12 protein-coding genes and 1 tRNA gene are annotated in these 14,119 nt (G+C 68.9%); 3 read left to right on the top strand and 10 right to left on the bottom strand.

The features are described from left to right. Window positions 1-79 precede the first annotated feature (79 nt). Both EHW97_RS14165 and EHW97_RS14160 read left to right on the top strand, forming a co-directional pair. A complete protein-coding gene (locus EHW97_RS14165) occupies window positions 80-637 on the top strand; it encodes a LysM peptidoglycan-binding domain-containing protein (RefSeq protein WP_124237825.1) in 558 nt (185 codons plus the stop codon). Then, window positions 637-1,089, top strand: a complete 453-nt coding sequence (locus tag EHW97_RS14160) for an Rv3235 family protein (RefSeq protein ID WP_124237824.1) — start codon at window positions 637-639, stop codon at window positions 1,087-1,089. Before EHW97_RS14165 ends, EHW97_RS14160 begins: the two co-directional genes overlap by 1 nt. 3 nt (window positions 1,090-1,092) lie before the next feature. Here the strand turns inward: EHW97_RS14160 and secA are convergent, their stop codons facing one another. From secA to EHW97_RS14110, 10 genes are all read right to left on the bottom strand, one after another. Beyond that, window positions 1,093-3,855: a preprotein translocase subunit SecA gene (gene secA / locus EHW97_RS14155; protein ID WP_124237823.1), complete on the bottom strand. Its 2,763-nt coding sequence runs from the start codon at window positions 3,853-3,855 to the stop codon at window positions 1,093-1,095. Window positions 3,856-3,875: 20 nt separating this feature from the next. After that, on the bottom strand, window positions 3,876-5,093 hold the full coding sequence (locus EHW97_RS14150; RefSeq protein WP_208002067.1) for a winged helix-turn-helix domain-containing protein: 1,218 nt from the start codon (window positions 5,091-5,093) through the stop codon (window positions 3,876-3,878). A gap of 3 nt (window positions 5,094-5,096) precedes the next feature. After that, the gene (locus EHW97_RS14145; RefSeq protein ID WP_243696467.1) at window positions 5,097-5,759 is read right to left on the bottom strand and encodes a response regulator; all 663 of its coding nucleotides are present in this window, start codon (window positions 5,757-5,759) and stop codon (window positions 5,097-5,099) included. A gap of 90 nt (window positions 5,760-5,849) precedes the next feature. Further along, on the bottom strand, window positions 5,850-6,482 hold the full coding sequence (gene hpf / locus EHW97_RS14140; protein ID WP_124237821.1) for a ribosome hibernation-promoting factor, HPF/YfiA family: 633 nt from the start codon (window positions 6,480-6,482) through the stop codon (window positions 5,850-5,852). A gap of 46 nt (window positions 6,483-6,528) precedes the next feature. Continuing rightward, window positions 6,529-7,221 carry a ComF family protein gene (locus EHW97_RS14135; RefSeq protein ID WP_124237820.1) on the bottom strand — a complete coding sequence of 231 codons (693 nt, stop codon included), beginning with the start codon at window positions 7,219-7,221 and terminating at the stop codon, window positions 6,529-6,531. A 68-nt stretch (window positions 7,222-7,289) separates the two neighbouring features. Continuing rightward, entirely contained in the window at window positions 7,290-8,963 is a 1,674-nt protein-coding gene (locus tag EHW97_RS14130) for an LpqB family beta-propeller domain-containing protein (protein WP_124237819.1), read from the bottom strand. After that, window positions 8,960-10,486, bottom strand: coding sequence for an MtrAB system histidine kinase MtrB (mtrB, locus tag EHW97_RS14125; RefSeq protein ID WP_124237818.1), 1,527 nt, complete (start codon window positions 10,484-10,486; stop codon window positions 8,960-8,962). The genes EHW97_RS14130 and mtrB overlap by 4 nt, the downstream gene beginning before the upstream one ends. Next, window positions 10,486-11,202: an MtrAB system response regulator MtrA gene (mtrA, locus tag EHW97_RS14120; protein WP_124237817.1), complete on the bottom strand. Its 717-nt coding sequence runs from the start codon at window positions 11,200-11,202 to the stop codon at window positions 10,486-10,488. Before mtrA ends, mtrB begins: the two co-directional genes overlap by 1 nt. A gap of 3 nt (window positions 11,203-11,205) precedes the next feature. After that, a complete protein-coding gene (gene ahcY / locus EHW97_RS14115) occupies window positions 11,206-12,636 on the bottom strand; it encodes an adenosylhomocysteinase (protein WP_124237816.1) in 1,431 nt (476 codons plus the stop codon). Window positions 12,637-12,684: 48 nt separating this feature from the next. Further along, window positions 12,685-13,839, bottom strand: coding sequence for a PrsW family intramembrane metalloprotease (locus EHW97_RS14110; protein WP_166367524.1), 1,155 nt, complete (start codon window positions 13,837-13,839; stop codon window positions 12,685-12,687). A 122-nt stretch (window positions 13,840-13,961) separates the two neighbouring features. On the opposite strand from EHW97_RS14110, the gene EHW97_RS14105 reads away from it, so the two are divergent. Next, window positions 13,962-14,035, top strand: a tRNA-Arg gene (locus EHW97_RS14105). The last annotated feature ends 84 nt before the right edge of the window (window positions 14,036-14,119 follow it).

The raw sequence follows: 14,119 nt of genomic DNA, 5'->3' as shown, positions 1-14,119 counted from the left end.
AGGATGACCGGTTGACAAGCGTGCTCGGACGTCATCAAATGTCATCGAACGTCATTACACGCACCATTCGGGGGTCCTCATGAGAAGTCGACCGGCGGTCATCGCCCTCATGTCGATAGGAACGGCGGCCACGGCCCTGCCGCGTGTTCCTCGGTGGCTCGACTCGGCGGCGCAGGGCGAGCTCGAATCCACCGTGACCTACGGCGCCGCAGCGGGCGCAGCCGTCCTCGTCGGCTGGTGCGCCGTGCTCTCGCTCCTCGCACTCGTCGACCCGCGCCTGATCCGCCACCTGGCTCCGCGATGGGTCGTGATGCTCGTCCTCGGCGGAGCCGGGGCGGGTCTCATGGCCAGCCCGGCAGCGGCGTCCGGGGACCTCGACGGCCTTCGGCTACCGGATCGACCAGTCGGCGTCACCCCCGTGGCGGTGGAACAACCACCGCCGCCCGCGCACCATGTCGTCGTCGCCGGCGACTCGTTATGGACGATCGCGGCTCGTCACCTACCTCCCGGGCACGGCACTGCACAGATCGCTGCCGCCACCACGGCGTGGCACGAACGCAATCGCGACGTCATCGGCCCGGACGCCGACTACATCGTGCCCAGCCAGGTCCTCATCGCTCCGGACGGGGCGCGATGATGCTCACCGCCACCGCATTCGTCACCGAACCGCATCCCCAGGGGCAGCTGGACGCGCAGATCCCGCTGCCGTTCCCACCCGCGCCGCCAGTGCTGCCGGTCCCAGTCGAGCGCGACAACAGCGGCGAACTGCGCGACCGTTCCGCCCGCTTCGTCCAGGCCGTCGCCGAGGTCATCCACGGCCACCGGCCGGTGCGGCAACTCGGCCCGTGGATGACCGCCGACGTGTTCGAGCACCTGCAGGACCACCTGCAACGTCGCCGAGTCCGCGCCAGCCGGCACCGTGCTCGACTCGCGTCAGTACACGTGTCGATGGTGCGCGACGGGGCAGCCGAGATCGCCGGACGGATGGTCCACGATGGTCGCTCTCACGCGATCGCCTTGCGCCTCGAGCGCGACGACACGGCACCGCGCGGACCGCTGTGGCGATGCACCGCCCTCACCTGGGCGTGATGGTCAGCGGTTGCGCTTGCGAGACTGGCGCTGCTGCTTCGCCTTCTGCCGGGCCTTCGCCTTCTGCTTGTTCTGGCGCACGCGCTCGGCCTCGTCGTCCTCGCCGACCGTCTGCACGGCATCCGTCTCGTCCTGCACGGCGGTGCCACCGCGGCTCGCGACGGCCGAGCCGTCCTCCGAGGGCGCCGAGTACTGCAGTTGCTTGGTCGGAGCGCTCTGGACACCGAGCCCCTTGGCCTGGACCGCCAGCTGGTCCTCATCGGACTGCGGTGCCTGCACCTGGACCTCGACGTTGAACAGGTAGCCCACCGACTCCTCGGCGATGCCGTCCATCATCGCGCTGAACAGGTCGTAGCCCTCACGCTGGTACTCGATGAGCGGATCGCGCTGCGAGTAGGCGCGCAGACCGATGCCCTCGCGCAGGTAGTCCATCTCGTAGAGGTGCTCGCGCCACTTGCGGTCCAGCACGCTGAGCACGACACGACGCTCGAGTTCGCGGACGACCTTCTCGCCCAGCTCCTCCTCGCGCTTGTCGTAGGCCGCGAGGGCGTCGGCGACGACGGCCTTCTTGAGGTCGTCGCGATCCAGGCGGTCGATGCCGCCCGCGCCCTCGACGACGTCGTCGATCGACAGCGAGACCGGGTACAGCGTCTTGAGCGCCGTCCACAGCTGCTCGAGATCCCACTCGGCCGGCACGCCTTCGGTCGCACCGTCGACGTAGGCGCCGGTGACGTCCTCGATCATCGTGCGGATCCACTGCTCGAGGTCCTCGCCCTCGAGCACGCGGCGGCGCTCGGCGTAGACGACCTCGCGCTGACGGCTCATGACGTCGTCGTACTTGAGGATGTTCTTGCGGGTCTCGAAGTTCTGCGCCTCGACCTGCGCCTGTGCCGACGCGATCGCACCGGTGACGCGCTTGTTCTCGATCGGCACGTCGTCGGGGATCTTCATCGTCTGGAGGATCCAGTTGACCCAGTCGGCCTTGAACAGGCGCATGAGGTCGTCTTCAAGCGACAAGTAGAAGCGAGTGGCGCCGGGGTCGCCCTGACGGCCGGAGCGACCACGCAGCTGGTTGTCGATGCGCCGCGACTCGTGCCGCTCCGTGCCGATGACGGCGAGACCGCCGGCCTGCCGCACGGCTTCCTTCTCCTTCTCGACCTCGGCCTCGAAGTGCTTGACCATCTCGGACCACTCGGCCTCGTACGCCTCGGAGTCCTCGAGCGGATCGAGGCCCTTCTTGCGCAGTGCTTGGTCGGCGAGGAACTCGGGGTTGCCGCCGAGCATGATGTCGGTACCGCGGCCGGCCATGTTGGTGGCGACGGTGACCGCTCCGCGGTGGCCCGCCTGCGCCACGACCGCCGCCTCACTCTCGTGGTGCTTGGCGTTGAGCACGCGGTGCGGGATGTTGCGCTGCTTGAGCAACGCCGACAGCCGCTCGCTCTTGGCGACGCTCGTGGTGCCGACCAGCACGGGCTGGCCGGCGGCGTGACGCTCGGCGATGTCGTCGGCGACCGCGTTGAACTTGGCTTCCTCGGTGCGGTAGACGAGGTCGGGAAGATCCTCGCGCTGCACCGGCTTGTTGGTGCGGATCGGCACGACGCCGAGGCTGTAGATCTTGTCGAACTCCGCGGCCTCGGTCATGGCCGTACCGGTCATGCCGGCGAGCTTCTCGTACAGACGGAAGTAGTTCTGCAGCGTGACGGTGGCGAGGGTCTGGTACTCCTCGCGGATGCGCACGCCTTCCTTGGCCTCGATCGCCTGGTGCAGGCCCTCGTTGTAGCGGCGGCCGGACAGCAGTCGGCCGGTGTGCTCGTCGACGATGAGGACCTCGCCGTCGATGACGACGTAGTCCTTGTCGCGCTTGAACAGTTCCTTGGCCTTGATGGCGTTGTTGAGGAAGCTGATGAGCGGCGTGTTGACGGCGTCGTAGAGGTTGTCGATGCCGAGCTTGTCCTCGACGACGTCGATGGCCTTCTCGGTCACCGAGACGGTGCGCTTCTTCTCATCGACCTCGTAGTGCTCGTCGATGCGCATGCCGCTGACGATGCGGGCGAACTCGGCGTACCACTTGACCTCGTCCTCGGTGGGACCGGAGATGATGAGCGGCGTGCGGGCCTCGTCGATGAGGATCGAGTCGACCTCATCGACGATGGCGAAGTGATGGCCGCGCTGGACGCAGTTCTCCAGCGAGTCGGCCATGTTGTCGCGCAAGTAGTCGAACCCGAACTCGTTGTTGGTGCCGTACGTGATGTCGGCGGCGTAAGCGACCTTGCGCTCGGCGGGCGTCTGCCCGGCGACGACGACACCCACGGTGAGGCCGAGGTACTGGTAGACGCGTCCCATCCACTCGGCCTGGTACTTGGCGAGGTAGTCGTTGACGGTGACGACGTGCACGCCCTTGCCGGTGAGCGCGTTGAGGTAGGACGGGAGGGTCGCGACGAGCGTCTTACCTTCACCGGTCTTCATCTCGGCGATGTTGCCCAGGTGCAGTGCCGCGCCACCCATGATCTGCACGTCGAAGTGCCGCTGGTTCAGCACCCGCGAGGCGGCTTCGCGCACGGTCGCGAACGCTTCGGGCAGGAGGTCATCGAGGGTCTCGCCGTCAGCGAGGCGCTCCTTGAACTCCGCGGTCATGCCGCGCAGCTCGTCCTCGCTCATCTCGCGGAACTCGTCCTCGAGCGCGTTCACCTGCTTGGCGATCGCCTCCAAGCGGCGGACGATCTTGCCTTCGCCGGCGCGGAGGATCTTGTCGATGATCTTGGGCACCTGCTCATCCTAGGGTGTCGTCACGCCACACCCAACGCCTTGGCCAGAGCAGGGGCCAAATCACCACGCGCAGGTGGACGGACTTCGGAAAGCCCGAGCCACCCGCTCAGCACCTGCAGTTCGGCGGCCAACTGCTCGGCGACGTCGTCGGGAGCGTAGGACTCGGCCCAGGCGCCGACGACATTCAACGCGCCGCCGGCCCGGTCGGCCTTCAGGTCGACCCTCGCCACGATGCGCTCACCGAGAAGGAAGGGCAGCACGTAGTACCCGTACTCACGTTTGGCCTCGGGGACGTAGATCTCGATGCGGTAGCGGAAGTCGAACAGCTGCTCGGCCCGGGTGCGTTCGAAGACGAGCGGGTCGAACGGGCTCAGCAGCGCCCTCGCGTCGACCCGGCGGGGCTGGCGCGCCTCGGCGTGCAGATATGCCGGCCGGCTCCATCCTTCGATCGCGACCGGACGCAGCACGCCATCCTCGACCAAGGAGCCGACGGCACGCCGTGTGGGAGCGGGCGAGGTGCGGAAGTAGTCGCGCAGACACGGTTCGGTGGCGACGCCGAGCGCACGCGCGGCATGCTCCACGAGGTGGCGGTGCGCTTCCTCCGCATCGAGCGCCGGCCGCGCGAGCACCTCGGCGGGGATCACCCGCTCGCTGAGGTCGTAGACCCGCTCGAAGGCGCCGTTGCGCCGGGCCGCCGTGATCTCGCCGATGAAGAAGAGGTACTCCAACGCCTTCTTGGTCGCTGACCAGTTCCATCCCCAGTTGCTGCGATCGCGCGTCACGTTCTCGCCGTGCAGCAGGGCGTCGGCCTCTCGAGCGGTGAGGGGCCCGTGATCGCGGACGAGGTCGAGCACCGTCTCCACGAGGCCGGGGTGGGCCTGCGCGATCTCCCGCATCGAGCCCCACATCCCGTGTCGCTCGACCATCCGGTGCTGCATCGCCGGCCACAAATCGATGTCGACGTAGGTCGCGACGTGCGCCCAGTACTCGAAGACGCGCCGCGGCGGCCGTTCGGCGGCGCGGGCCAGCAGTGCGGTGTCGTAGGGACCGCACCGCGAGTACAGCGGCATGAAGTGGGCGCGCTGGAGAACGTTGACGGAGTCGATCTGGAAGAACCCGAGTCGGCGGACCGTGCGGGTCAGGTGCCCCATCGTCACGGGCCCGGCGGGCCGAGGCGTGCTGAATCCTTGGGCGGCCAGCGCGATGCGCCGCGCCTGCGCGGTCGAGAGCGTGAGCACCGGTTACGGGATGTCGTCGATGAGCTTGCTGCGCACCGCGAACATGGCCGCTTCCATGCGCGACTTCATCTGCAGCTTCTCGAGGATGTTGCGGATGTGGTTCTTGACCGTGTTCTCGCTGATGTACAGCTCCTGCGCGATGTCGCGGTTGCTCTTGCCGTGCGCCACGAGCCGCAAGACCTGGAGCTCACGCTGCGTGAGGGTGGTCGCCGGTGCGGCTCCACGCGACATCTGCACGAACTCGTCGAGCAACTTGGTGGCCATGCTCGGGCTGATGAGGGACTGCCCGGCCGCGACGAGACGCACGGCCTCGCCCACCTGGTCGTACGTGGAGCCGTCCTTGAGCAGGTACCCGGAGGCGCCGGCCTTGATCGACTCGTAGAGGTCGACCTCCTCGTCGCTGGCCGTCAGCATGATGATACCGGTCGACGGAGCGATCTCCTTGATGGCGGCGCACGTCTCGACGCCGCCGCGGCCGGGCATGCGGATGTCGAGGAGGACGACGTCGAAGGGCTCCTCGGCGATCCGCTCCAAGGCCGCGTCGCCGTCGTCGACGTCCTCGATCTCGAAATCGGAGTCGGCACCGAGCACCATCGTCACTCCACGGCGGAAAAGCTCTTGGTCGTCGACCAGCAGAAGCCGGATGGCGTCGGAACGAGAAGTCACAGTCCGAATGATGCCACTAATACCCCCCAAAAACCGAGGGTCCGCACCAGGCGGACCCTCGATCTCCTCAGCCGTGCTGCGGACCCGGTGTCACTCGTCGCGGACGTCGAGGTGAATGACGCCGTAGTCGTACCCCTTGCGGCGGTAGACGACCGACGGCTGCATCGAGTCCTTCTCCACGAAGAGGAAGAAGTCGTGCCCCACGAGTTCCATCTCGTAGAGCGCCTGCTCGAGGGTCATCGGGGTCGTGGGGTGCGTCTTCTCCCGCACCACGAGCGGGCCGTCACCGTCGACGGCGATGGGCCCGGCCGCCGATGCCTCCTCCGGCTGGCGCTGGCCCTCGAGCTCCTCGAGCAGCGAGTCGGGGACGGCGGACGTGGCCTCGGCGAGCGAGGTGGGACGCTGCTGTCCGCGGTGGATGCGCTGACGGTCCACGGCCTTGCGCACCTGGCGGACGAGCCGGTCGAGTGCGAGGTCGAGAGCCGAATGCTGATCCACCGAGACTGCTTCGGCCCGAGCCACCGGTCCGCGCGAGTGAACGGTCATCTCGACGCGGGCCGCGGTGGCCGGATCCCGGGGGTTCTTCTCGTGGCTGACGACCACGTCGACGCGGTTGATGCGTTGGCGCGTGTCGAATTTCGCCACCCGTTGGAGTTTCTCTGCCACGAGTTCGCGATAGCGGTCCGAGATCTCACTGTTGCGACCCTTGACGACGATTTCCATCAGAACCTCCTCGGTCGACGGACGACCCTTTCGCCCTGTTTCGACGTTAGCCCGCGCCCGCCCCGATCACCACCGCTGCGCGGTGGTCGCCCGGAGGTGGGGTGGCGAGGGCAGCCACCCCTCCGCACACGTTCCAGCCCGCTGCGGTGAGCGCGGCCGCAACGGCCTGCATCGTCGCACCCGTGGTCACCACGTCGTCGACGATGACGACGGGCCCCGCGCCGTTCGGGGGTCTCGCCGAGAACGCGCCGCGGGTATTGCGGGCGCGCTCGACGAGACCCAGCCCGCGTTGATCCGCCGTCTGACGCCGCAACCGGACCACCGGCGCGACCGACACGTCCATATCGCCATGACGCCGCAGCAGCGTCGCGGCGTCGCGTGCCAAGTCCCCGACCAGCCAGGCGCCACGGCGGCGCCGTGAACGGCGGGTCGCCGGGACGGGAACGAGGACCGGCGCGTCGAGCGCGAACTGCAGCACGCACGAGGCGACGGCATACGCGGCCCACCGGGCGGACTCCCGATGCCCGACACCCTTCCACCGGCGCACCACTCGCTCACCGACGCCGCGGTACGAGCCGGCAGCGACGATCGGGAGGTCGACGCCGGCGATCTCGACCGTCCGAGGCTTCGGCCGCACGGCACTCGCGCACCGCGGGCAGATCCCGAGCCCGGGTCGTGCGCACCCCGGACAGTGCGCACCGATCACCAGATCGGCGGCAACATCGACCCACTGACGCATGACGGCATCGTCGTGACTCCTCCGCCGGTGCGCCACCGTCATACCGGCGCTTGTGGACGAGCGGTCCGTCAACCGATCGCGCTGACGGCCTCCGCGTCGATGCGCTCCCACCCGCGCGTGCTGAGCAAGCGCACCCGGCCTTCGACGTCGAGCACGTACAACCGCGGTTCCTCGGCCAGGCCCACGGCCAGGGAGACCGGTTCGATGCGCGGGAGGAGGGTGGTGAGCCCGGGGAGGGACGGGCGCAGGTCCGATCCGTCGATCCGCACCGAGTACACCTGCTCCCCGGCGGAGCCCTCGGCCAGCAGCGCGAGGCGAGTACCGGTCACCCAGGTCACCGACCGCATCGCCGAGAGCGAGGGGGTCGGGACCTGCGTCGGCGCACCCAGCCGCTCGACGACGTCGTCCTCGCGCAGCACCGGACCGATGAGGAGCTGCTCGCCTCCTTCCGGCGTCACCGCGGTCGCGCCGTAGCGCGCCGCGTCCGGGGAGATGGCGAAGGACGTGAGGGACACGCCCGCGAGCGGGCCGGTGTCGACCGTCCGCACGTCCCCGTCGGCGACGACCCGGACGGCGCTGGCGTCGACGGCCCATGTCGTGCCGTCGCGGTCCACGACGGGGTCGAGGAACGCCGTGCCGGACACCTCAGTGGGCGCGCCCTCCTCACGGACGGTGAACGTGGAGCGGTCCGGTGCCACCGTCGCGACCACCGTCTGGTCCGACGCCACCCCGGCGACCTCGCCGACCTCACTCACGCCCGGGACGGCGCGCTGCGTCTGGGCGTCGAGTCGCCGCAGCCGCTCGTCGACCACGGCGGCGATCCGTCCGTCTGAGGAGGAGGGAGCGAAGGATGCGTAGGCGGCAGTGTCCTGGACGACCTCGCCGCCGATAGCCAGGACGCCATCGGAACCGGAGATCCGCACCGCGCCCACGCCCGGCGCCCCCTGGAGCGTCCACACGATCTGCGCCGCGAGCCGTTCACGCTCGTCGGTCGCCAGCTCGCGGAGCGGGATCGTGAACTCCACGTCGGCGACGCGTTGCGTGTCGATGGGGACAGAGCCTCGCAGGCGTTCGGCGGCGGGCACCTCACTGCGAGTGCTGGCGGCCCGGGCGGACTCGGGCCCTTCGGCGATGCTGGCGAGCAGCGCGGTGGGCAGCTGGTCGCCGACGACCCGGAACACCGGATCGGGAACGACGTGCGAGCCGGTCTGGTCGAGGAAGTAGACGTCGAACGGCCGGAAGTAGTCCTCGAAATACTCGGCGGTGACGAGCATGCCGTCAGGAGGGTCCGCGATCCGCCATTGTCCCTCGACCCGCTCGAGTCGCCACTGCTGTTCGACGCGGTCGTCCGCGGGGCGATAGTGGCCTTGCTCGTCCAGCCGGGCGGTGGCTCGCCAGCCCACGCGAATCTGACGACTGGAGCCCTCCGGCGCACTCTGACCGAAGCGCGCATCGGTGTAGACGGTCGTCGACTCCCCCGGCCGCCAGTCGCGGGCCGCGTCGGGAGTGAGGTACTCCGCGGCGATCTGGGAGCTGACCGGGTAGGCGAGCATCGCTTCGAGGAAGCCGCGCACGATCTGATCAGGAGTGGCGCCCGGCGCCGGTCCTGCCGGCGTGTAGCGCGCGGTGCTCTCCCCCAGTCCCCGGTCGTCCTCGACCTCCGTGACCGGGCCACTGGCCGGGATGGACGCGCATGCGGCCAGGACGAGCGCTGCCAGGGCACCCAGGACGGCGCGTCTCATGCGAAGACCGATCTGACGGCCGGGCCCTCGACGGTGCGTCCGGGCTTGGGGAGCGTGAGCACGAACTCGGTGCCGAGCCCCCGCCGCGACCAGACCTGCAAGGTGCCGCCGTGGAGCTCCGCGTCTTCACGGGCGATGGCCAGGCCCAAGCCGGTACCCCCTTGGGAGCGGGCGGGATCGGCGCGCCAGAACCGGTCGAAGACACGAAGTTGCTGCTCGGCGTCCAGCCCGACACCGAAGTCCCGCACGGCGAGGGACACCACGTCCTCGTTCTGGCCGACGACGATGTCGACCCGGCTCGACTTGCTGTACTTGGCCGCGTTCGCGACGAGGTTGCGCACGATGCGGTTCACGCGCCGAGGGTCCGCCTCGACGATCGCCGGAGCGCGCGGTCCGCGGGTTCGGGCGGTCATGCCCGCGCGGGCGAAGGCCTCGTCGGTGACGGCGCGTTCGGCGACTTCACGAAGGTCGACACGGTCCAGTTCGAGGCGGGCGGCACCGGCGTCGAAGCGACTCAGATCGAGCAGGTCGGAGAGCAGCGACTCGAAACGCTGGAGCTCCGTGTGCAGCAGCTCGGCCGAGCGGGCGGTGTGGGCGTCGAAGTGCTCACGCTCGGCATAGAGGATCTCGCTGGCCATCTGGACGGTCGTGAGAGGTGTGCGCAGTTCGTGCGAGACGTCGGAGACGAATCGCTGCTGGAGCCGCGACAGGTTCTCCAGCCGTCGGATCTGGCGCTGCAGACTCTCGGCCATCTGGTTGAACGAGGATGAGAGACGGGCGATGTCGTCCTCTCCTCGCACATGCATGCGCTGCTCGAGATGACCCGCAGCGAAGCGCTCGGCGATCCGGCGGGCCAGGCGCAGCGGGTCGACGACCTGGCGTGCCACGAGCCAGGCCAGGAGGCCGACGAGGAGCACCATGACACTTCCGCCGGCCAGCAGGGCCTGGCGGACCAGACCGAGCGTCTGCTCCTGATCGCGCATCGAGAACACGTAGAACAGCGCGTACGACTCCCCCGCGTTGGGCGCAGTGAGCCGGCTGCCGACCACGACCGAGGGTGCCGGCCCGCCGCCGAACAGCGGCAGCTCGCTGTACTGCCACACCACGCCTGGGCCCGACCGAACGCGGTCGACAAGATCGGTGGGAAGCGCGGAGAGGGCGATCTCACCGGACGAACGGACGGGAGCCGTGGTGTCCTCGTCGCCCAAGGGCCCCTCGAGCACCAACTCGTACGTGCGGGACTCGCCGCGCGTCGCGGCGAGTCCGTCGACCAGTTGGGTCAATGTCTGGGCCTGCGCGGTCGCGTCGGAGTCGACTGCCGCGTCCAGCTGGGACTGGGCGAGGTCGAACCCGGCGCGCGCCTCGGCCACGGCGACGTCCTTGCGCGAGTCGGCCAGTCCGTCCGCGACGGCGCGCAGCAGAGCCCAGCCGGTCAACAGGATGACGAGGGAGGTGAGCACCATGGTGCTCACGACGACGCGGAACCGGATCGAGCGACGCCACAGTCCCGCGACGCGCCGCATCACGCCTCGTCGGGGTCGATCGCCTGGTAGCCGACGCCGCGGACCGTGCGGATGATCCGGGGGCTGTCCGCGTCGTCCTCGATCTTGGAGCGCAGGCGGGTCATGTGGACGTTGACGAGCTTGGTATCGCCGGGATGGTGGTAGCCCCAGACCTTCTCCAGGAGCACCTCACGCGTGAACACCTGGGACGGATCGCTGAGCAGACACGCCAGCAGGTCGAACTCCAGCGGCGTCAGGGGCAGCACCTTGCCGTCGCGGGTGGCCTGGTGGGACGTGGGGTCGACCGTGATATCGCCGAAGACGATCGGTTGCGACACCGGGCCGACCCTGCGCAGCCGGGCACGGATGCGCGCGACGAGCTCGTTGTTGCGGAACGGTTTGGTGATGTAGTCGTCGGCACCCGCCTCGAGACCGGCGACGACGTCCGGCGTCTCCGACTTGGCCGTCAGCATGATGATCGGCACGGCCGAGACCTGCCGGATCTGGCGGCATACCTTCATGCCGTCCAGACCCGGCAGCATCAGGTCGAGCAGAACGAGATCGGGACGGAACCGCTCGAACGCGGCCATGACCTCCGAACCGGAGGACACGACCTCACTGCGCAGGCCCTCACCGCCGAGGACGATGCCCAGCATCTCTGCCAGGGACGGATCGTCGTCGACGATGAGGACTCGGTCGCGCTTGGACCGGCGGAAACTCCCGCTCGCGGCCGCCATCGATCAGTAGCGGTAGTGGTCCGACTTGTAGGGACCGGCCACGTCCACACCGAGGTACTCGGCCTGCTCCTTGCTGAGCTCGGTCAGCTCGACGCCGAGCGCGGCGAGGTGGAGACGGGCGACCTCTTCGTCGAGGTGCTTGGGCAGTACGTGGACACCCAGCTCGTACTGCTCACCCTTGGTGAAGAGCTCGATCTGCGCGAGCACCTGGTTGGTGAACGAGTTCGACATGACGAACGACGGGTGGCCGGTGGCGTTGCCGAGGTTCAGCAGACGACCCTCCGACAGCACGATGACCTTGTGGCCGTCGGGGAACGTCCAGACGTCGACCTGCGGCTTGATCGTCTCGCGCTTGATACCCGGGTACTGCTCGAGGCCGGCCATGTCGATCTCGTTGTCGAAGTGGCCGATGTTGCCGACGATGGCCTGGTTCTTCATCTTCTCGAAGTGCTCGACCCGCACGACGTCGAAGTTGCCCGTGGCGGTGATGATGATGTCCGCCTGGTCGATGACCGACTCGAGCGTGGCGACCTGGTAGCCGTCCATCGCGGCCTGCAGCGCGCAGATGGGGTCGATCTCGGTGACGATGACGCGAGCGCCCTGGCCGCGCAGCGACTCGGCGCAGCCCTTGCCGACGTCGCCGTAACCGCAGACCACGGCCACCTTGCCGCCGATGAGGACGTCGGTGGCGCGGTTGATGCCGTCGACGAGCGAGTGGCGGCAGCCGTACTTGTTGTCGAACTTGCTCTTGGTGACCGAATCGTTGACGTTGATCGCCGGGAAGAGCAGCGTGCCTTCCTTGAAGCGCTCGTACAGGCGCAGCACACCGGTGGTGGTCTCCTCGGTGACGCCCTTGACGCTCTCGGCGATCTTGGTCCAGCGACCCGGGTCGTTCTCGAACGCGCGGCCGAGGACCCGCAGGACCTCCTTGAACTCCGCGTTGTCGGTGGTGTCGGGCGACGGGACGGCGCCGGCCTTCTCGTACTCGACGCCCTTGTGGAGCAGAAGGGTGGCGTCGCCGCCGTCGTCGAGGATCATGTTCGGGGTCTGACCGTTCGGCCACACGAGGATCTGCTCGGCGAGGTCCCAGTACTCGGCGAGGGTCTCGCCCTTCCAGGCGAAGACGGGGACGCCCTGCGGATCCTCGGGAGTGCCGTTCTTGCCGACGACGATCGCGGCGGCGGCGTGGTCCTGCGTGGAGAAGATGTTGCAGCTGGCCCAGCGCACCTCGGCACCGAGCTCGACGAGGGTCTCGATGAGCACCGCGGTCTGGACCGTCATGTGCAGGGAGCCGGCGATCCGGGCGCCCGCGAGCGGCTTGCTCGCGCCGTAGCGCTCGCGCATGGCCATGAGGCCGGGCATCTCATGCTCGGCAAGGGTGATCTCGGCGCGGCCGAACTCGGCCAGCGACAGGTCTGCGACGCGGTAATCCATACCCGCCATCGTAGCGAGGAAACCCTCGCGGTCGAGAATCGGCGCGGCTCAGCGCATGCCCGGCGGCAGCGCCGGCGGGAGGCGTAACTCCGGGCGCAGCGCGTGCATCCGGTCGAGCAGGTCGTAGGTGCGGCTCGCGCCGTCGCGCGGGGCCCGCCCACGCATGACCTGGTCGTGGAGGAAGCCGAGTTCGGTCGCCAGCGCCTGGTACTGCTCGACGACCTTCTCGGCGCGCCGGCCGCCGTGCTGACGCGCGAACGTGCGGGCCTGGCGGCGTCGCGCGAAGGAGACGAGGAACGGCACCTCGGCCGGGTGGATCCACCCGCGCTGGCCGATGTAGGTGAGCGAGCGCCAGAGCGTGCAGATCTGGCGGAAGCGCAGGATGACGGCGAGGCATCCCAGCGCGACAAGCAGAGCGCCGAGGGTCAGATAGACCACGACGTAGGCAGCCGGTCCGCCGACGACGAGCGAGCCGTTCCACATCGCGTGGAGGATGACGCTGATCACGCAGCCGGCGACGACGAGCGCCCAGCGGGCGGCGCGTGACCGGCGCCCAGCGGCCAGTCCCATCGCGATGCCGATCGCGGAGGTGAAGAGCGGATGCGCGAACGGGCTGAACAAGCCGCGGACCACGAAGGTGAGCGTGGCCCCCTCGGCTCCGGCGATCTCGTTGCCGTCCTCCCCCAACCCGAAGTAGCTCGCCGCGTAGTAGCCGATGTTCTCGACAGCGGCGAAGCCGATGGCGACGAGGCCGGACACGATGAGCCCGTCCAGGACGCCGTCGATGATGCGGCGAGCACGCAGCACGGTGAGGACGAGGAACAGCCCCTTCGCCAGCTCCTCGACCACGGGGGCCACGACCGCGACCAGCACGTCCTCCGGCACCTCCAGCCAGAGCGCCGCGGCACCCTCGAGCAGCAAGGAGATCGCGACCGCGACGACTGCGCCCCAGACGAACGCCGCCCACTTGTAGCGCAGCGGCTCGGGCTCGACCCGGTCCAGCCACCAGTACATCAGCAGGATGAGCGGCAACGGCACGAGCGCGAACACGATGGCGAGCGCCGCTCCCGGAACGTCGCCTGCCTGGGCGGCGAAGAACACGGCAGCCCCGGCGCCGACGAATCCGGTGATCCACGTCAGCACGACCAGCACCAGCCGACCGCGCTGAGGGCGGTGGACGACGGGCGGCGCGTAGGCGGTCACGAGGGCAAGCCTAGGACTCGGCCCCGACCGTCGCCCTCGAGCGGTGACCCGTTCTGCACGTGCGGCGTCGGCGGGCGATGCTGCCCCGCGGCGACGCCCGTCCCGTACCCTGTTGTCGCCAAGCCTCCGTAGCTCAGCTGGATAGAGCATCGGCCTTCTAATCCGACGGTCGCAGGTTCGAATCCTGCCGGGGGCGCTTTGTGATGTCTCAGGACATCTGCAAGGTCCGAACCTACGGAAGTGGGTTCGGACCTTGTTGTTTTTGGGGCTGGTAGTCCCG

This window comes from Aeromicrobium camelliae, assembly GCF_003850045.1.
GTDB lineage: Bacteria > Actinomycetota > Actinomycetes > Propionibacteriales > Nocardioidaceae > Aeromicrobium > Aeromicrobium camelliae.
Note: the sequence above shows the minus strand (reverse complement) of the source record. Positions and strands in the feature narration are given on the sequence as shown.